We start from the raw sequence: 18,190 nt of genomic DNA, 5'->3' as shown, positions 1-18,190 counted from the left end.
GGCCCGCACCGCTGACAGTGGCGGGATCGCCACGGTTCAAAAGCTTCCCGCCACGCGGTGCCGGGCGGGTTACTCGCCCCGGGTGAAGGTGCGCCGGTACTCGCTCGGTGTGGTGCCGAGGATCCGCTGGAAGTGCAGGCGCAGGTTCGCGCCGGTGCCGAGCCCGACGTCGGCGGCGATCTGTTCGACGCTGCGCTGCGAGCGCTCGAGCAGTTCGCGGGCCAGGTCGATGCGGGCGCGCATCACCCACTGCATCGGCGTGTAGCCGGTGTCCTCGACGAAGCGCCGGGAGAACGTGCGCGGCGAGACCCCGGCCTGCCGCGCCAGTGCGCCGAGGGTGAGGGGCTCGCCGAGCCGGTGCAGCGCCCACTCGCGGGTGGCGGCGAACTGCTCGCCGAGCGGCTCGGGGACGCTGCGCGGCACGTACTGGGCCTGGCCGCCACTGCGGTAGGGGGCGGCGACCAGACGCCGGGCCGCGTGGTTGGACGCGGCCACCCCGAGGTCGCCGCGCAGAATGTGCAGGCACAGGTCGATGCCGGAGGCGGCGCCGGCCGAGGTGAGCACGCTGCCCTCGTCGACGAACAGAACGTTCTCGTCGACCTGGACGAGCGGATGCCTGGCGACGAGTGCCCGCGTGTAGTGCCAGTGCGTCGTGGCGCGCCTGCCGTCGAGCAGGCCCGTGGCCGCGAGCGCGAAGGCGCCCGTCGAGATGGCGGCGAGCCTCGCGCCCCGGTCGTGGGCGGCGATCAGTGCGTCGACGACGGCCTGCGGCGGGTCGTCGCGGTCCGGGAACCGGTAGCCGGGGACGAAGACGATGTCGGCCCACGCGAGCGCGTCGAGACCGTGGGCGACGTAGTAGGCGAGGCCGTCGCCGCCGGCCACGAGACCGGGCGTCGCCCCGCACACCCGCACCTCGTACGGCATGCTCGCGCGGGTCGTGAAGACCTGCGCGGGAATCCCGACGTCGAGCGGCTTCGCACCGTCGAGCACAAGGACGGCGACGCGATGCAGGCGGGAGGCTGGCACAGGAAGAGGTTACGTGGGGGCACCGCCCGTCCCACCCTTCGCCCGCCCCGGCCGATCCGAGACCGAACACGCGCTCATGGTGCGACGACGGCCGGAGCCCCCGCACAGCGGGCTCCGGCCGTCGTCGGCTGTCCGGGCGAAAGGACTACAGGGCGAGGCCCGTCAGGACCAGGACGCGCTCGTAGGTGTAGTCGTCCATGGCGAACTTGACGCCCTCGCGGCCTACGCCGGACTGCTTGACGCCGCCGTACGGCATCTGGTCGGCGCGGTAGGAGGGGACGTCGCCGACGACCACGCCGCCGACCTCCAGGGTGCGGTGGGCACGGAAGGCGGTCTGCAGGTCGTGGGTGAACACGCCTGCCTGGAGGCCGTACTTGGAGTCGTTGACGGCGGCGAAGGCCTCGGCCTCGCCCTCCACCTTCTGCACGGTCAGGACCGGGCCGAAGACCTCCTCGCAGGAGATCGTCACCTCGGCGGGCACGTCGGTGAGGACGGTCGGGGCGTACGAGGCGCCGTCGCGCTTGCCGCCGATGTGCAGGGTGGCGCCGGCCTCGACGGCCTCCTGCACCCAGGACTCGACACGCTTCGCGGCGTCCTCGCTGACCAGCGGGCCGACGTCGGTCTTCGGGTCGGAGGGGTCACCGGTGACCTGGGCGTCGACGGCGGCGACGATGCGCGGCAGCAGACGCTCGTAGACCGAGGCGTCGGCGATCACGCGCTGCACGGAGATGCAGGACTGGCCGCCCTGGTAGTTGGAGAAGGTCGCGATGCGGCTCGCGGCCCAGTCCAGGTCCTCGTCGCTCGCGTAGTCGGCGAGGACGACAGCCGCGCCGTTGCCGCCGAGCTCCAGGGTGCAGTGCTTGCGTGGCACCGAGTCCATGATCGCGTAGCCGACCTTCTCGGAGCCGGTGAAGGAGATGACCGGCAGGCGTTCGTCCTGGACGAGGGCCGGCATCCTGTCGTTGGCGACCGGGAGGATCGACCAGGAGCCGGCCGGCAGGTCGGTCTCGGCCAGCAGCTCACCGAGGATCAGCCCGGACAGCGGGGTGGCCGGGGCGGGCTTGAGGATGATCGGCGCGCCGGCCGCGATGGCCGGGGCCACCTTGTGGGCGCACAGGTTCAGCGGGAAGTTGAACGGCGCGATGCCGAGGACGACGCCCTTGGGGAAGCGGCGCGTGAAGGCGAGCCGGCCCTGGCCGCCGGCGTCGGTGTCCAGGCGCTGGGCCTCGCCGCCGTTGAACCGGCGGGCCTCCTCCGCGGCGAACCGGAACACGGACACGGCCCGGCCGACCTCACCGCGCGCCCACTTGATCGGCTTGCCGTTCTCGGCGGAGATGAGCTGCGCGATCTCCTCGGTGCGCTCGGCCAGCCGCTTGCTGACGTGGTCGAGGGCGGCGGCCCGCACGTGCGCCGGGGTGGCGGCGAACTCGTCCCGCACGGCGTACGCGGCGGCCACGGCCTCCTCGACCTGGGCGTCGGTCGGCATGCCGACCTTGCCGACCAGTTGCCCGTTCCACGGGTTGGTGACGTCGAAGGTGTCCTCGCCGGTGACCTGGCGGCCGGCGAGCCAGAAGGCGTGGGTGGAAGTCATCAAGGAGTCCCGGCCCTTCCGCGTAGGAGATGTACTTGGCTTTCGTCGTCCACGGTAGGGCTGGGGCGGCCCGGGGTCGTTTGTCCGAGTCGTAGCAGTGCCGGGGCGGGGTGCGCCGGATTGGCGTACGAGCGTCGGAAAGCGGGATTCCTACGGGTACGGGATCCCTACTCCGTGGATGTGGCCTTCAGCGCCAGCCACAGCTCCATCCGCACGTCCGGGTCGTCCAGGGAGCGGCCGAGGATCTCCTCGACCCTGCGCATCCGGTAGCGCAGGGTGTGCCGGTGGACGCCGAGGTCGGCGGCGGCCGCGTCCCACTGGCCGTGCCGGGACAGCCAGGCCCGCAGCGAGGCGACCAGGTCGCCGCGCCCGGTCGCGTCGTGCTCGTACAGCGCGCGCAGCAGCCCGTCCGCGAACGCGCGGACCGCGTCGTCGGCCAGCAGCGGCAGCACCGATCCGGAGGCGAGCTGTTCGTGTTCGACGAGCACCCGGCCGCGCCGCCGTGCCACCGACAGCGCCTGTTCGGCCTGCTTGTACGCGGCGGCGGCCGCGATGGGCCCGGCCGGCCCGGACAGCCCGACGACCAGTTCGTCCTCCTCCCCGCCGCCCGACTGCTCGCGCACGGTCTCGGCCCGCGCCGCCTCCAGCGCCGCCGCGTACTGGCCGCACACCGCCACGGCCGCGCCCCCGTCGGCGGCCAGGACCACCAGGCGCTCCCCGTCGGGGACCACCAGCACCGCCTCCCCCGAGCGGGCGGCGGCCGCCTCGACCACCTCGGACAGCGCGGTGAGCGGGTCGGCTCCGGGGTCGGCGGCGGCCAGTACGGCGGCCGGTGAGGGCGTCGCGGGCCGCACGCGCGCGTGTGCACCGGCGTGGGCCCGCGCGGCGGACGCCGAGGCGGACTCGGCGACGATCACGCGGAAGGGGGCGTCGAGGAGGCCGCCGTACAGGTCCCCGGCCACCGCGCGGGCATGGTCGGGCTGTCCGGCGAGCAGCATGCGCAGCACGGCGGCGCCGATCCGCTGCTCGGCGGCGTGCAGCGACCGTGAGCGTTCCGTGGTGAGGGTCAGCAGGGCCACGGCGGAGTGGAGGGCGTACCGCTCGGCGGTGCCCAGGGCGGCGGCCGTACCGACGGCGAGCGCGGCGCGCGGGCGGCGCCCGGTGCCGATGGAGTGCAGTTCGACGCGGTCCTCGGTCTCGGGTCCGCCGACCACGGCGGACGCGGGGGCCGCCCGGTCGCGCAGCCGCTCGATGTCCGCCGTGAGCCGTTCGGCGCGGCGTGCGGCCCATTCGGGTGCCGCGGCGACGACGGCGCCCGAGGCGTCGTACAGCGCCGTCCAGCCGTCCACCTGGGCCGCGAGCGCGGCGAGCAGTCCCTCGGGGCCGGCGTTCAGGGCCTGCTTGGTCAGTTCCCGCTGGGCGGCGAAGCCGGCCGTGACCGACCGGTACTGGTCGGCCGCGATGGCCGCCGAGACCGCCTTGCTGATGGCGAGGAACGGGGTGCGGCGGGGCACCTCGAGGAGCGGCAGCCCCTCCTCCTCGGCCGCGTCGACGAGCGCCGCGGGGATCTCCTCGTAGTTGACCCCGACGGCGAAGCCGAGCCCGACAACCCCGGCCTTGGCCAGCCGCTTCACGTAGCGACGCATGGCCTCGGGGTCCTCCGCGTCCAGCTTGAGCGCGGTGATCAGCAGCAGTTCCCCGCCCTCCATGTAGGGCACGGGGTCGGCGAGCTCGCTGACGTGGGCCCAGCGGACGGGCACGTCCAGGCGGTCCCCGCCCGCGCGCACGGTCAGTTTGAGCGCGGAGTGGTGGACGAGCGAGGCGAGCGTCGGGGGCATGAGGCCTTCTGGTCTGCGGAGGTCTTCGGCGGAGGTTCTGCGGAGGAGGTTCTTCCGGGGGTTCTATGGAGATCGGATGATCATTGTGATCTTTTGGACGTCACGTATGAACGGCCTCTGCCGATTCTGCCTCACCGTACGGTCAACGCGTCACGGTCCGTACGGACACCCGTCGCCCCGCTCCACCCGATCCGGTCAGCCCCGCAGGTCCACCAGCAGCGGCGGCGTGTGCTCGCCCCGGACGTCGGTCAGCGACAGCACCGCGTGTCCGGGCGGCACCTCGTGGGCCAGCTGGGAGGCGGACCAGCGCTCCCGCTCCACCTGCCGGGTCGTCACGGCGTCCGTGGTCACGGCCCGCCCGGTCACCAGCTTGCGCAGGGCGTGGAGGGCACGGGTCATCGGCTGGTGGGCGAAGACGGTGTGCTTGGCCACCTCCTTGGTCTCCACCCACTCGGTCCCCCAGGCCTGCGCGAACCGGCTGCCGTCCCAGGTGGTGACGCCGGCCAGCGCCATACGGCAGCCGACGGCCGCCAGCAGCGGGCCGTGCAGCGCCTCGGGCACGTCGGCGACCGAGCGGAGCGCGAGCACGACACCGGCGTTCTGGGAGCGCAGCCCCTGGACGCGGCGCACCGACTCGGCGGTGACGGCCCCGGTCGCGTCGTCGAGGACCAGACAGGCGAAGTGGGGGCGCCGGGTGTCCCGTACGACCGTGTGGAACTGGGCCAGGACCAGCCGGGTGATCAGCCGGGACGCCTCCTCGTGCCCGTGTTCGGGCAGGTCGACGCGGACCCGCAGCGGATGGTGGGCCACCGCGCGCAGCGAGAAGGGCCGGCTGCCGGCGCCCGCCCCGCCGAAGAACTCGGCGAAGACCGGCCGGTCCAGGAGCGCGAGCCGGTCCGCGAGGGCCCGTCCGGCGTCGGCCGCGGAGCCCGCCTGCCGCATCCGGGCGTCGAGTTCGCGGCGCAGCACGGCGTGCTCGTCCGCCGACAGGGCCGCCCGCAGGGACGCCACCGCGCCCGGATCGCCCTCCAGCAGTTCACGCAGCGCCGGCAGCGGCGGGAAGTGCCCGTGCACCGCCCGGTAGGGGCCGAGCAGCTGGGCGAGCGCGGTGGCGGCGCTCTGCCCGCCGACGGTGTCGAGGTCGCCGGCCAGGGCCTCGGCGAGGAGGGCGGCGGCCTCGTCGGGGTCGTCGGACCCGGCGTAGGGGTCGAGGTCGTGGACGGAGGCGGGGTCGCCGATCCTGACCACCACGTCGTACGCGGAGTCCGGGCCGAGCGGCGTCCCGGCGGCGCCGACGGCGACGACCGCGCACCCTCCGGTCAGCGCCTGGAGGGTGAGCGCCTCGGTGACCGGTGCGGTGACGTGCCGGGTCTTCCCGGAGCCGGGGGGTCCCACCAGCAGCAGCGAGGTGCCGAGCGTCTCGGGGCCGAGGGCGGCCCCGGCCCCCTCGTAGTCGCGCGGGGTCCGCTCCCCCGCCCACCGTCCGATGCGCACCTGTCCGTCCAGCAGGTCGTGGTGCGCGGTGCGGCCCGGCAGGTCGCGCTCCCCGGAGGGATGGGTCCAGGCGGCGGCGCCCTGCTGGAGCACGGCGTCGGCGAAGGCGGCCGGGCGCGCCTCCCGCCGGGCCGCCTCCCACGCCCGCTCGATCCGGGCGCAGTCCACGTCGTTCATCCGGCCGGCGGCCACTTCGCCGGCCAGTAGGTCGGCGGCCCGGTACTGGCCGGCCCGGCGCGGCCCCGGCCACTGCGAGCGCGGCTCCGCGGGCGGTGCGACGGGGTCCGCGGCGGCCCGGCGGCGCGCGGCGAGCTCCCCGGCGTACGTCCACCAGTCGCCGACCCGGGCGAACGGCCAGACGACCAGCAGGGTGATGAGCGCGTACAGCGCGTCGGTGAAGAGCTGGGAGGCGAACAGGCCGTAGCCGCCCGAGACGAGGACGACCAGGGAGAACACGGGGTCGACGACGGGCACAGGGTCCCAGCCGACGACCGGGAAGGCACCGGGGAAGACCAGGCTGAGCGCGATCAGGGCGCCGGCGGCGGCGAACAGGGCCCGCGCGGGCTGGGGACGGCGGCCCACGAAGTGCCGTACGACGTCGGGCCAGCCGCCCAGCCGTCCGGCGGCGTAGACGAGCACGGCGAAGAACACGCCGTCGTAGACCACCATGGCTTCACGGCCCTGCGTGCCCTTGGGGGACACGGTGCCGCCCCACCACCAGTCGCCCGGGGTGAACAGCTTCAGCGGCGCCCACTGGTACGGCAGCGCGCCCTGCCGCCACAGCGACCAGATCAGCAGGGCAAAGACCAGCGGGATCAGCAGCCCGACGATCGTGATCGGCGGCAGCCGGTCCGGTGTCCCGGCGGGCTTGGGCGGGCGGTGGCCGAAGCGCCACACGCCGGGCGCGGCGGCCGGCCGGGGGGTGTCGAGCCACTCGGCGACGGCGGACCGCTGCCCGTGCGTGAGTCCCGCCAGGGGACGCTGCTCGTGGGCGCCGGGCGCGGCCGGGGGCATGCTCGGCCGTGGTGGCGTCGCGGGCGCGTCCCGTGGCGCCGCCGGGCGCGGCACCGGGTTCGCGTGCTTCGGCTGCGTACCCCGGGCGTCCTGCGTCCCGTCGTCCATCGCACTTGCCCCCTGGCCAGCAGTCCCGTCCACCATCAGCTAGTGCCGCGGCAGGTGACGTTCGCCCGTCAAGGAGCGGCGTCCGGTGCGTGCTCTCGGCGTGCCGGCCGGAAGCCCTCGTACTGTGCCGGGCGTCGCGACGGGGCAAACGTTGCCTGTCGCGGCACTAGTCAATCTAACGCCCGCGCAAGGGGAGTTCACCGATTGCGCGGCACGCCGCGGGTCACGGCGTCGACGGTTCGCGTTTTCCGGCCCGTGTCCCCGTGTCCACCGCGTCCCCAGCGCCTATGTCCACCGCGGACAACCGCGGGCGGCGACAACGCCCACATGGAGCATGCCCAGCCTGTGTCCGCCGTCCTAACCTGCGAGAAAAGAAGGAAAAGCGTCCGAAAAACGCCGCCGTACGCAAGATCTCATCAGGGAGCCCCCATGACCGCACTTGAGCAGGAGCGCCGCGTCGTCACCGCCATCCCCGGCCCGAAGTCGCAGGAGCTGCAGGCCCGCCGGACCGCAGTGGTCGCGCAGGGCGTGGGCTCCACGCTGCCGGTCTTCGTCACGCGTGCCGGCGGCGGCATCATCGAGGACGTCGACGGCAACCGCCTCATCGACTTCGGCTCCGGCATCGCGGTGACCTCGGTCGGCGCCTCCGCCGAGGCCGTCGTACGCCGTGCCTCCGCGCAGCTCGCCGACTTCACCCACACGTGTTTCATGGTCACGCCGTACGAGGGCTACGTGGCCGTCGCCGAGGCGCTGGCCGAGCTCACGCCGGGTGACCACGCCAAGAAGTCCGCGCTGTTCAACTCGGGCGCCGAGGCCGTCGAGAACGCCGTCAAGATCGCCCGCGCGTACACCAAGCGCCAGGCCGTCGTCGTCTTCGACCACGGCTACCACGGCCGCACGAACCTCACCATGGCGCTGACGGCGAAGAACATGCCGTACAAGCACGGCTTCGGCCCCTTCGCGCCCGAGGTCTACCGGGTGCCGGTGGCCTACGGCTACCGCTGGCCGACCGGCCCGGAGAACGCCGGCCCCGAGGCCGCCAAGCAGGCCATCGACCAGATCAGCAAGCAGGTCGGCGCGGACAACGTGGCCGCGATCATCATCGAGCCGGTGCTCGGCGAAGGCGGCTTCATCGAGCCGGCCAAGGGCTTCCTGCCCGCGATCCGCCAGTTCGCCGCCGACAACGGCATCGTCTTCGTCGCCGACGAGATCCAGGCCGGCTTCTGCCGTACCGGCCAGTGGTTCGCCTGCGAGGACGAGGGCATCGTCCCGGACCTGATCACCACCGCCAAGGGCATCGCCGGCGGTCTGCCGCTGGCCGCCGTCACCGGTCGCGCCGAGATCATGGACGCCGCGCACGCGGGCGGCCTCGGCGGCACCTACGGCGGCAACCCGGTGGCCTGCGCGGGCGCGCTCGGCGCGATCGAGACCATGAAGGAGCTCGACCTCAACGCCAGGGCGAAGCGGATCGAGCAGGTCATGAAGGCCCGCCTCACCGCGATGCAGGACAAGTTCGACATCATCGGCGACGTCCGCGGCCGCGGCGCGATGATCGCCATCGAGCTGGTCAAGGACCGCGACACCAAGGAGCCGAACCCGGAGGCGACGGCCGCGCTCGTCAAGGCCTGCCACGCCGAGGGCCTGGTGGTGCTGAGCTGCGGCACCTACGGCAACGTGCTGCGTTTCCTGCCCCCGCTCGTCATCGGCGAGGACCTGCTGAACGAGGGCCTCGACATCATCGAGCAGGCGTTCGCGCGCATCTGAGCGGCGGATACGCACGCCTGGCGCAGCCGGCGGCAGAGCGTGTGAAGAAGGTGTGCGAGGTGGATGGCAGGACCCCGTTCCGGCTGTCCCCCGCCCATCGGCTGCCGTAAGTTCTTCCCGGATGAGAGATACACCCGCTCACAGGGGACTGTGGGCGGCTCCAGGCCGTGGCCTCCCCAGCTTCGACCTGGTCGTGCCTCGCGCACACACCCGGAACCCTCGGGTTCCGGTTCTCCTCAATGATCGGACAGTCGCCCGCCCCAGACCCCCCGGGGCGCGCGGCCTCCCGGTCCGGACGGTCGCAGAAAGACGGGACGACCGTCCTCGAAGGGCCGGCGCACATCCCCCCCTTGCGCCGGCCCTTCGGCGTACGCCGACCCGCCGCCGCACCGACGTGCGGAGTACCACGGGGGTGAGCCGTCGGGCGACGCCGGGTTCGGGACAGGTCGGCCGGGTCTGCGATCCTGTGCGGCGTGTCGACTTCGCGGAGCCAGGGCCCTGAGCGCGCGCGGGACGGAAGGCGTCGCGTCTGCTTCGCGCTCACCGGCGTCGCCGGGTTCTCGGCCGTGCTGTTCGCGCTGATCACCTGGCAGGTCGTCGTCAACGGCCCGCTGCTGGGCGCGGACCGGGCGGTCAGCCGGGCCCTGCTCCATCCGGACCGTGGTTCCGCGCTGCTCGCCGATCTCGGCGACGTGCGGGTCGCCGTGCCGGTTCTGCTGGCCGGGGGTGCGTACGCCGCGTGGCGGGCACGGAGCGCGGGCGGTGGGCGCTGGTGGGCGGCGCCCTGTGCCGCTGTTCTGCCGATGGCTCTGCTGCCCGCGCTGATCGTCCCGTTCAAGACGTGGACCGCGCGGCACGGGACCGCCGTCATGCCGCCCGGCTCCGGGTACTACCCCTCTGGGCACACGGCCACCGCGGCCGTCGGCTACGGAGCGGCGGCCCTGGTCCTTCTCCCCTGGTTGCGTACGGCGCTCGCCCGTGGCGTGCTCGTCGGCGTGTGCGCCGCCCTTGTGCTCGGTACGTCGTACGGGCTTGTGCGGCGGGGCTACCACTGGCCACTGGACGTCGTGGCCAGTTGGTGCCTGGCGGCCGTGCTGCTCTCCGCGCTGTGGCTGCTGATCAGCGGCCTTCCTCGTCGAGGGCCACGGCCGCGGCCGCCTCGTGCATCGCCAGTTCCAGCAGCGCCGGATCGGTGAGCGTGCCCGAGCCGTCCGGTGTGACCAGCCAGCGCAACCGGCCGGTGATCCGTCCCGGGTACGGCACGACGATCCAGGTGCCGAGCCCGGCGCCGCGGATTCCGGTGCCGAGCCAGCGGGCAGCCGTGCCGGGCGGCACGAAGAAGCCTGTGCGCTCGTCCCCGAAGTCGGCCGGCACCGGTCCCGGCCGGTCGAGGACGCGGGTCAGGACGTCCAGCGTCGGGTGGCCGAGCGCGCCGGGCAGGATCAGGACGTCCCAGGCCTTGCCCGCGGGCAGCAGGGCGACCCCACGGGGGTCGCGTTCCCACTCCCGGCGGCAGGCCTCCGGGTCCGGCGCGACCGATGCCAGCCAGGCGACCTCCGTTTTCCCCCAGGCATGAGAAGACCTCCCTCTCTTCCTCGTGGACGCGGACCGCGTCACGAGGGAGAGAGGGAGGTCGCCCATCAGGCATTACGCGGCTTACCGTCCCTCGTTGGAGTGAAGCGGCTCGCAGGTCAGCGGCCGCGGCCGAAGTAGGCGTCGAAGGTGTTCTGGAACTGCCAGTTCCCGAACCGGTCCCAGTTGACCGACCACGTCATCAGGCCGCGCAGGGCCGACCAGGTGCCATGGGTGCTGTACGAGCCGCAGTTCGTCTTCCTGGTCAGGCAGTCCAGGGCCTTGGTGACCTCGGACGGGGCGACGTAGCCGTTGCCCGCGTTCACGGACGCCGGCATGCCGATGGCGACCTGGTCGGGGCGCAGCGGCGGGAAGACGTTCGACGCGTCACCGGCCACCGGGAAGCCGGTCAGGAGCATGTCGGTCATGGCGATGTGGAAGTCCGCGCCGCCCATGGAGTGGTACTGGCCGTCCAGGCCCATGATCGGACCCGAGTTGTAGTCCTGGACGTGGAGCAGGGTCAGATCGTTGCGCAGGGCGTGGATCACCGGGAGGTAGGCACCGCACCTCGGGTCCTGACCGCCCCACTTGCCCGTGCCGTAGTACTGGTGGCCCATCTGCACGAAGAAGGTCTCCGGTGCCATGGTCAGGACGAACCTGGCGCCGTACTTCGCCTTCAGGGTCTTCAGGGCCGAGATCAGGTTGACGACCACGGGGGTGGTCGGGTTCCTGAAGTCCGTGTCGTTCGCGTCGAGGGACAGGGAGTGGCCTTCGAAGTCGATGTCGAGGCCGTCGAGGCCGTATGTGTCGATGATCTTCGAGACGGACGAGACGAACGTGTCCCTGACCGCCGTCGTGGTGAGCCGGACCTGGCCGTTCTGGCCGCCGATGGAGATCAGGACCTTCTTGCCGGCCGCCTGCTTGGCCTTGATGGCCGCCTTGAACTCGGCGTCGCTCTCGACGTTCGGGCACTCGGTGACCGGGCAGCGGTTGAAGCGGATGTCGCCCGAGGTGACCGACGTCGGCTCGCCGAAGGCCAGGTCGATGACGTCCCAGCCGTCGGGGACGTCGGCCATGCGGGTGTAGCCGGAGCCGTTGGCGAAGCCGGCGTGCAGATAACCGACCAGGGCGTGCGCCGGGAGGTCCGCGGTGCCGCCGCCCGGGCCGCCCGAGTCGGCGGCCGTCTTGGCCGTCGCCGTCGCCGACTTCGCGGACTCGCCTGCGGCGTTCACCGCCGCGACCTGGAAGCCGTAGGAGGTCGAGGGCGTCAGGCCGGTGATCGTGGCGGACGTGCCGGTGACCGTCTGGGCCTTCGTGCCGTCGCGGTAGACCGTGTAGCCGGTGGCGTCGGCGACCGGGGACCAGGACAGGGCCACGCTGGTCGAGGTGACGGTGCCGGTCTTCAGGCCGGTCGGCGCGGCGGGCGGCTGCTGGCCGGTGTTCCCGCCCGGTCCGACGAGCGAGATGTCGTCGGCGTAGTAGGCGCCCGTGCCGTACCAGCCGTGGGTGTAGACCGTGACCTTGGTGGTCTGCGCGCCGGTGCGGAAGGCGGTGGTGAGCCGCTGCCAGTCGGGGGCGGACTGGGTCCAGGTGGAGACGTCGGTGGTGCCGGTGCCGCTCGCGCCCAGGTAGACGTAGGAGCCGCGGACGTAACCGGTCAGCGTGTACTGGGAGTTGGGCTGGACCGACACCGTCTGCGCGCACTGGGCGTTGTCGCTGCCGGCCGGGGTCGCCTGGAGCGCCGAACCGCCGCTGCGGACCGGGGACTTCACCGTCGTACCGGAGGATGCCGAGCAGGTCCAGCCGTCGAGGCCGGCCTCGAAGCCGCCGTTGCGCAGGACGTCCGCGTCGGCCGCTCGCGCGGTCGTCGTGAGCGCGGTGACGCCGGGCAGGGCGAGGAGGGTGGCCGTCAGCGCGGCGAGCAGTCGGCGCCTGGCCGGTCCGGCCGGACCGGCCGGTCTCAGTATGTCGCGATCCACAACTGCCTCCGGACATGGGGGGATTGGGGAGGTGGAGCGCGCCCAATTTGGTCCAGACCAATCCGGTTGTCAAGACCTGTGGCACCGGCCGGCACGAGAAGACCTCCCTCCCCCTCGGACGCGTGGCGCGTCACGAGGGGAAGGGAGGTCTCCTTTCCCGTCTCAGGTCTCGGGTCTCAGCTGTCGAAGCCCAGGCCCAGGCGGTCCATCGTCCGCAGCCACAGGTTGCGCCGGCCGCCGTGCTCGTCGGCGCGGGCCAGGGACCACTTGGTGAGCGCGATGCCGGTCCAGGCGAACGGCTCGGGCGGGAACGGCAGCGGCTTCTTGCGGACCATCTCCAGCTCGGTGCGCTCCGTGCGCTCACCGGCCAGCAGGTCGAGCATCACCTCGGCGCCGAAGCGGGTCGCGCCCACGCCGAGGCCCGTGTAGCCGGCCGCGTAGGCCACCTTCCCCTGGTGCGCGGTGCCGAAGAACGCCGAGAAGCGCGAGCAGGTGTCGATCGCCCCGCCCCAGGCGTGGGTGAAGCGGACGCCCTCCAACTGCGGGAAGCAGGTGAAGAAGTGCCCGGCCAGCTTGGCGTAGGTCTCGGGACGGTCGTCGTACTCCGCGCGCACCCGGCCGCCGTACGGATAGATCGCGTCGTAGCCGCCCCACAGGACGCGGTTGTCGGCCGACAGCCGGAAGTAGTGGAACTGGTTCGCCGAGTCCCCGAGGCCCTGCCGGTTCTTCCAGCCGATCGACGCCATCTGCGCGGCGCTGAGCGGCTCGGTCATCAGGGCGTAGTCGTAGACCGGGACGGTGTACGAGCGCACCCGCTTGACCAGGCTGGGGAAGACGTTGGTGCCGAGCGCGACCCGGCGGGCCCGGATCCGGCCGTAGGGCGTGCGGACGGACATGCCGGCGTCGTACGGCCTCAGGGTCAGGGCCGGGGTGCGCTCGTAGACGCGCACGCCGAGGCGCACGCACGCCTCCTTCAGGCCCCAGGCGAGCTTGGCCGGGTGGACCATGGCGACGCCCCGGCGGTCCCACAGGCCGGCCTCGAAGGCCGGTGAGGCGACCTGCTCGCGCACCGCGTCCCGGTCGAGGAACTCGTGGCCCTCGGCAAGGCCGTGCTCCTGCATTTCCGCGTACCAGTCCTTCAGTTCCCGGGCCTGGTACGGCTCGGTGGCGACGTCGAGTTCGCCGGTGCGCTCGAACTCGCAGTCGATGGAGTGGCGGGCGACCGTCTCCTCGATGGCGTCGAGGTTGCGGGCACCCAGCTCCTCCAGCTTGTGGATCTCCTCCGGCCAGCGGGCGAGGCCGTTGGCCAGTCCGTGGGTGAGGGAGGCCGCGCAGAAGCCGCCGTTGCGGCCGGAGGCGGCCCAGCCCACCTCGCGGCCCTCCACCAGCACCACGTCCGTGGCGGGGTCGCGCTCCTTGGCGATCAGCGCGGTCCACAGTCCGCTGTAACCACCCCCGACCACCAGCAGGTCGCAGGTCTCGGCGCCGGTCAGCGCCGGCTCCGGGCGGGGCCTGCCGGGGTCGTCCAGCCAGTACGGGACCGGCTGGGCCTCGGAGAGGGATGTGGTCCAGTCGTGCTCACGGCTCATGGCGCTACGGGCCATGATTTCAACTCCCTACAGAGTCAATTTCGTTGGTGCGGTGGAGCGGGCGCCGGCGAGGCTGAGCGGCGTCATGCCTTCTGCCTGGACCGGCGGTTGCCGATGGCGATGGAGACCAGGACGAACAGGACGGCGATGATGAACATGGCCGTACCGATGACGTTGATCTGGACGGGGGTGCCGCGCTGCGCCGAGCCCCAGACGAACATCGGGAACGTCACGGTCGAGCCCGCGTTGAAGTTCGTGATGATGAAGTCGTCGAACGACAGCGCGAAGGCGAGCATCGCGCCCGCGGCGATGCCGGGGGCCGCGATCGGCAGGGTGACCCGGAGGAACGTCTGCACCGGTCCGGCGTACAGGTCCTGCGCGGCCTGCTCGAGCCTCGGGTCCATCGACATCACGCGCGCCTTGACGGCGACGACGACGAAGCTGAGGCAGAACATGATGTGCGCGATCAGGATGGTCCAGAAGCCGAGCTGCGCGCCCATGTTGAGGAACAGGGTGAGCAGCGAGGCCGCCATGACCACCTCGGGCATCGCCATCGGCAGGAAGATCAGCGAGCTGACGGTGCCCCGCGCGCGGAAGCGGTAGCGGACCAGCGCGAAGGCGATCATCGTGCCGAGGGCGGTGGCGCCGATCGTGGCCCAGACGGCGATCTGGAGGCTGATCGACAGCGATCCGCACATGTCGGCGACACCGCACGGGTCCTTCCAGGCGTCCAGGGAGAACGTCTGCCACGCGTAGTTGAAGCGGCCCTTCGGCTTGTTGAAGGAGAAGACCGTGACGACGACGTTCGGCAGGAGCATGTATCCGAGCGTCAGCAGTCCGGCGATGACGACGAGGTGGCGCTTGAGCCAGTTGACGAAGGCCATTTAAACCAGATCCTCCGTGCCGGACTTGCGGATGTAGATGGTGATCATGGCGAGGATCGCGGCCATGAGGATGAAGGACAGGGCCGCGGCCGTCGGATAGTCCAGGATTCTCAGGAACTGCGTCTGGATGACGTTGCCGACCATACGGGTGTCGGTGGAGCCGAGCAGGTCCGCGTTGACGTAGTCGCCGGCCGCCGGGATGAAGGTCAGCAGCGTGCCGGAGACCACGCCCGGCATCGACAGCGGGAAGGTGACCCGGCGGAAGGTGGTGAACGGCTTGGCGTACAGGTCGCCCGCCGCCTCGTGCAGCCGCGGGTCGATGCGCTCCAGCGAGGTGTACAGCGGCAGGATCATGAACGGCAGGAAGTTGTACGTCAGACCGCACACCACCGCCATCGGGGTGGCGAGCACGCGGTCGCCGGCGGTCCAGCCGAGCCAGTTGGTGACGTCCAGGACGTGCAGCGTGTTGAGGGCGCCCACGACCGGGCCGCCGTCGGCGAGGATCGTCTTCCAGGCCAGGGTCCTGATCAGGAAGCTGGTGAAGAACGGCGCGATCACCAGGATCATGATCAGGTTGCGCCAGCGGCCCGCGCGGAAGGCGATGAGATACGCCAGCGGGTAGCCGAGCAGCAGGCACAGGATCGTCGCGGAGGCCGCGTACAGGACCGAGCGGACGAACTGCGGCCAGTACTCGGACAGCGCGTCCCAGTAGGTCGCGAAGTGCCAGGTGACCTCGTAGCCGTGCTCCAGGGAGCCGGTCTGCACGGACGTGGACGCCTGGTAGATCATCGGCAGCGCGAAGAAGACGACCAGCCACAGGATGCCGGGCAGCAGCAGCCAGTACGGCGTGAAGCGGCCCCGCCTGCGCGGCGGTCTCGTCGGCTGGGCGGCGGGCGGCGAGGGCGCCTCGGTGACGGCGGCCATCAGGCTGCGTCCTCCTCGACACTCTCGACACCGGCGTCGATGTCCTGATCCGCGTCCAGGCCGAAGGTGTGGGCCGGGTTCCAGTGCAGGACCACCTCGGCGCCGGGCACCAGGCGGGCGTCGCGGTCGATGTTCTGGGCGTAGACCTCGAAGCCGGGGCAGACGGGGCTGTCGACCACGTACTGCGTGGAGACGCCGATGAAGCTCGACTCGGAGATCCGGCCGGTGATGCGGTTGCGGCCGTCGGGGATCTCGCCCGCGTCGTCGGCGTGGGTGAGCGAGATCTTCTCCGGGCGGACGCCCACGAGCACCTTGCCGCCGGTCGTCGCCGGGGCGGAACAGCGGGCCTCGGGCAGGGAGAGCTTGCCGCCGCCCGCCTTCAGGACGACGTCCTCGCCGCTGCGGGAGTCGACCTCGGCCTCTATCAGGTTGGAGGTGCCGAGGAAGTTCGCGACGAAGGTGGTCTGCGGGTTCTCGTAGAGGTCGGTGGGCGGGCCGAGCTGCTCCACCCGGCCGCCGTTCATCACGGCGACCGTGTCGGCCATGGTCATGGCCTCCTCCTGGTCGTGCGTGACGTGGATGAAGGTGATGCCGACCTCGGTCTGGATGCGCTTGAGTTCGAGCTGCATCTGGCGCCGCAGCTTCAGGTCCAGGGCGCCGAGCGGCTCGTCCAGCAGGAGCACCTTGGGGTGGTTGATCAGCGCGCGGGCGACCGCGACGCGCTGCTGCTGGCCGCCGGAGAGCTGGTGCGGCTTCTTGCGGGCCTGCTCGCCCAGCTGCACCAGGTCCAGCATCTCCTCGACCTGCTTCTTCACCGACTTGATGCCGCGCCGGCGCAGACCGAAGGCGACGTTCTCGAAGATGTCGAGGTGCGGGAAGAGGGCGTAGGACTGGAAGACCGTGTTCACCGGGCGTTTGTACGGCGGCAGGTGCGTCACGTCCTGGTCGCCGAGGTGCACGGTGCCGGAGGAGGGTTCCTCCAGGCCGGCGATCATGCGCAGGGTGGTGGTCTTGCCGCAGCCGGAGGCACCGAGCAGGGCGAAGAAGGACCCCTGCGGCACGGTCAGGTCCAGCGGGTGCACGGCGGTGAAGGCGCCGTAGCGCTTGCCGATCCCGGAGAGGCGGACGTCGCCGCTGTTGTCTTTCGTCGTCATTCTCGTCACGCCCCTGTGAGCTTCGCGAACTTCGCTTCGTAGGCCGCCTCTTCCTTGTCGCTCAGGGCGCGGAAGGAGTGGGACCTGGCCACCATGTCCTTGGTGGGAAAGATCAGCGGGTTCTCCGCCGAGGATTTGTCGATCTTGGCCAGCTCCTCCCGCGCCCCGTCGACGGGACTGATGAAGGCCGTGTAGGAGACGAGCTGGGCGGCCTGCTCCGGCCGGTAGTAGAAGTCGATCAGCCGCTCGGCGTTCGCCTTGTGCCGGGCCCCGCGGGGAATGAGCAGGTTGTCGGTGGCCGTCGTGAATCCGGCTTCCGGCATGATGTAGTCGACGTCGGCGCTGTCCGACTGGAGCTGGACGATGTCACCGCCCCAGGCGAGGCACACGGCGACGTCGCCCTTGGCCAGGTCGGACGTGTAGTCGTTGCCCGTGAAGCGGCGTATCTGCCCCTTGTCGACGGCCTTCTGCAGGCGCGCGATCGCCGCGTCGTAGTCGTCGTCGGTGAACTTCTCCGGGTCCCTGCCCATGTCGATCAGCGTCATGCCCATGGTGTCGCGCATCTCCGACAGGAAGGCGACCCGGCCCTTGAGCTTGGGGTTGTCCAGCATGTCGGAGATCGACTTCACCTCGATGCCGTCGAGCGCCTTCTTGTTGTAGGCGATGACGTTCGAGACACCCTGCCACGGGTACGAGTAGGCCCGTCCCGGGTCCCAGTCCGGGCCGCGGAACTGCCCGGACAGGTTGGCGAAGGCGTGCGGCAGGTTCGCCGGGTCCAGCTTCTCCACCCAGCCCAGCCGGATCATCCGCGCGGCGAGCCAGTCGGTGAGGACGATCACGTCCCGGCCGGTGTCCTGGCCGGAGGCGAGCTCGGGCTTGACCTTGCCGAAGAACTCGTTGTTGTCGTTGATGTCCTCGCTGTACTTGACCTTGATGCCGGTCTGCCGGGTGAACGCGTCGAGCGTCGGGTGCTTCTTTCCGCTGTCGTCGACGTCGATGTACACGGGCCAGTTGGAGAAGTTGACGACCTTCTCCTTGGCAGAGTGGTCCTCGGCGGAGGTGCCGCCCTGGGCCTGGCCGGCCGGGGGGATCCCGCAGGCGCTCAGCGCCCCGAGTCCCCCGACCGCGAGCGCGCCGCCCGCCGAGGCGCGCAGCATCGAGCGGCGGCTGAAAGATGCCCTGCCGTTGCGGAAGCTGCGCCGCACGGCGGCCAGCTGGGCCGGGGTGAGGCGGTCGGGCTCGTACTGCTCCAT

13 protein-coding genes are annotated in these 18,190 nt (G+C 71.8%); 2 read left to right on the top strand and 11 right to left on the bottom strand.

Annotated elements, in window-relative coordinates:
• Window positions 1–69 precede the first annotated feature (69 nt).
• The 4 genes from ACF09J_RS23430 to ACF09J_RS23415 all read right to left on the bottom strand — a co-directional run bounded on the left by ACF09J_RS23430 (window position 70) and on the right by ACF09J_RS23415 (window position 7,071).
• The gene (locus ACF09J_RS23430; RefSeq protein ID WP_392307379.1) at window positions 70–1,026 is read right to left on the bottom strand and encodes a GlxA family transcriptional regulator; all 957 of its coding nucleotides are present in this window, start codon (window positions 1,024–1,026) and stop codon (window positions 70–72) included.
• 145 nt (window positions 1,027–1,171) lie between these two features.
• Complete coding sequence (locus ACF09J_RS23425) at window positions 1,172–2,617, bottom strand: aldehyde dehydrogenase family protein (protein WP_392307378.1); 1,446 nt, start codon at window positions 2,615–2,617, stop codon at window positions 1,172–1,174.
• Window positions 2,618–2,784: 167 nt separating this feature from the next.
• Window positions 2,785–4,455 (bottom strand): PucR family transcriptional regulator, encoded by a 1,671-nt coding sequence (locus ACF09J_RS23420; RefSeq protein WP_392307377.1) that lies wholly within the window; start codon window positions 4,453–4,455, stop codon window positions 2,785–2,787.
• 195 nt (window positions 4,456–4,650) lie between these two features.
• Window positions 4,651–7,071, bottom strand: a complete 2,421-nt coding sequence (locus ACF09J_RS23415; RefSeq protein ID WP_392307376.1) for an ATP/GTP-binding protein — start codon at window positions 7,069–7,071, stop codon at window positions 4,651–4,653.
• 429 nt (window positions 7,072–7,500) lie between these two features.
• On the opposite strand from ACF09J_RS23415, the gene gabT reads away from it, so the two are divergent.
• Window positions 7,501–8,835 (top strand): 4-aminobutyrate--2-oxoglutarate transaminase, encoded by a 1,335-nt coding sequence (gabT, locus tag ACF09J_RS23410; RefSeq protein WP_392307375.1) that lies wholly within the window; start codon window positions 7,501–7,503, stop codon window positions 8,833–8,835.
• A 473-nt stretch (window positions 8,836–9,308) separates the two neighbouring features.
• Window positions 9,309–10,031: a phosphatase PAP2 family protein gene (locus ACF09J_RS23405; RefSeq protein WP_392307374.1), complete on the top strand. Its 723-nt coding sequence runs from the start codon at window positions 9,309–9,311 to the stop codon at window positions 10,029–10,031.
• Here the strand turns inward: ACF09J_RS23405 and ACF09J_RS23400 are convergent.
• From ACF09J_RS23400 to ACF09J_RS23370, 7 genes are all read right to left on the bottom strand, one after another.
• Window positions 9,955–10,452: a hypothetical protein gene (locus ACF09J_RS23400; protein WP_392307373.1), complete on the bottom strand. Its 498-nt coding sequence runs from the start codon at window positions 10,450–10,452 to the stop codon at window positions 9,955–9,957. The genes ACF09J_RS23405 and ACF09J_RS23400 overlap by 77 nt on opposite strands.
• A gap of 74 nt (window positions 10,453–10,526) precedes the next feature.
• Window positions 10,527–12,386 (bottom strand): chitinase, encoded by a 1,860-nt coding sequence (locus ACF09J_RS23395; protein WP_392307372.1) that lies wholly within the window; start codon window positions 12,384–12,386, stop codon window positions 10,527–10,529.
• Window positions 12,387–12,562: 176 nt separating this feature from the next.
• The gene (locus tag ACF09J_RS23390) at window positions 12,563–13,990 is read right to left on the bottom strand and encodes an NAD(P)/FAD-dependent oxidoreductase (protein ID WP_392307371.1); all 1,428 of its coding nucleotides are present in this window, start codon (window positions 13,988–13,990) and stop codon (window positions 12,563–12,565) included.
• A gap of 68 nt (window positions 13,991–14,058) precedes the next feature.
• Window positions 14,059–14,859 (bottom strand): ABC transporter permease, encoded by an 801-nt coding sequence (locus ACF09J_RS23385; protein ID WP_392307370.1) that lies wholly within the window; start codon window positions 14,857–14,859, stop codon window positions 14,059–14,061.
• Window positions 14,860–15,783, bottom strand: coding sequence for an ABC transporter permease (locus ACF09J_RS23380; protein ID WP_392307369.1), 924 nt, complete (start codon window positions 15,781–15,783; stop codon window positions 14,860–14,862).
• Window positions 15,783–16,937: an ABC transporter ATP-binding protein gene (locus ACF09J_RS23375; protein WP_392307368.1), complete on the bottom strand. Its 1,155-nt coding sequence runs from the start codon at window positions 16,935–16,937 to the stop codon at window positions 15,783–15,785. The genes ACF09J_RS23380 and ACF09J_RS23375 overlap by 1 nt, the downstream gene beginning before the upstream one ends.
• Window positions 16,938–16,942: 5 nt before the next feature.
• Window positions 16,943–18,190: a spermidine/putrescine ABC transporter substrate-binding protein gene (locus tag ACF09J_RS23370; protein ID WP_392307367.1), complete on the bottom strand. Its 1,248-nt coding sequence runs from the start codon at window positions 18,188–18,190 to the stop codon at window positions 16,943–16,945.

Source organism: Streptomyces sp. NPDC014889 (genome assembly GCF_043081205.1).
In the GTDB taxonomy this organism is placed as follows: domain Bacteria; phylum Actinomycetota; class Actinomycetes; order Streptomycetales; family Streptomycetaceae; genus Streptomyces.
Note: the sequence above shows the minus strand (reverse complement) of the source record. Positions and strands in the feature narration are given on the sequence as shown.

What these genes read in the sequence shown, in the direction of transcription:
- ACF09J_RS23425 (WP_392307378.1), bottom strand. Translation starts at nt 2,617, where the DNA reads ATGACTTCCACCCACGCCTTCTGGCTCGCCGGCCGCCAGGTCACCGGC.
- ACF09J_RS23420 (WP_392307377.1), bottom strand. Translation starts at nt 4,455, where the DNA reads ATGCCCCCGACGCTCGCCTCGCTCGTCCACCACTCCGCGCTCAAACTG.
- ACF09J_RS23415 (WP_392307376.1), bottom strand. Translation starts at nt 7,071, where the DNA reads ATGGACGACGGGACGCAGGACGCCCGGGGTACGCAGCCGAAGCACGCG.
- gabT (WP_392307375.1), top strand. Translation starts at nt 7,501, where the DNA reads ATGACCGCACTTGAGCAGGAGCGCCGCGTCGTCACCGCCATCCCCGGC.
- ACF09J_RS23390 (WP_392307371.1), bottom strand. Translation starts at nt 13,990, where the DNA reads ATGGCCCGTAGCGCCATGAGCCGTGAGCACGACTGGACCACATCCCTC.
- ACF09J_RS23385 (WP_392307370.1), bottom strand. Translation starts at nt 14,859, where the DNA reads ATGGCCTTCGTCAACTGGCTCAAGCGCCACCTCGTCGTCATCGCCGGA.
- ACF09J_RS23380 (WP_392307369.1), bottom strand. Translation starts at nt 15,783, where the DNA reads ATGGCCGCCGTCACCGAGGCGCCCTCGCCGCCCGCCGCCCAGCCGACG.
- ACF09J_RS23375 (WP_392307368.1), bottom strand. Translation starts at nt 16,937, where the DNA reads ATGACGACGAAAGACAACAGCGGCGACGTCCGCCTCTCCGGGATCGGC.
- ACF09J_RS23370 (WP_392307367.1), bottom strand. Translation starts at nt 18,190, where the DNA reads ATGGAGCAGTACGAGCCCGACCGCCTCACCCCGGCCCAGCTGGCCGCC.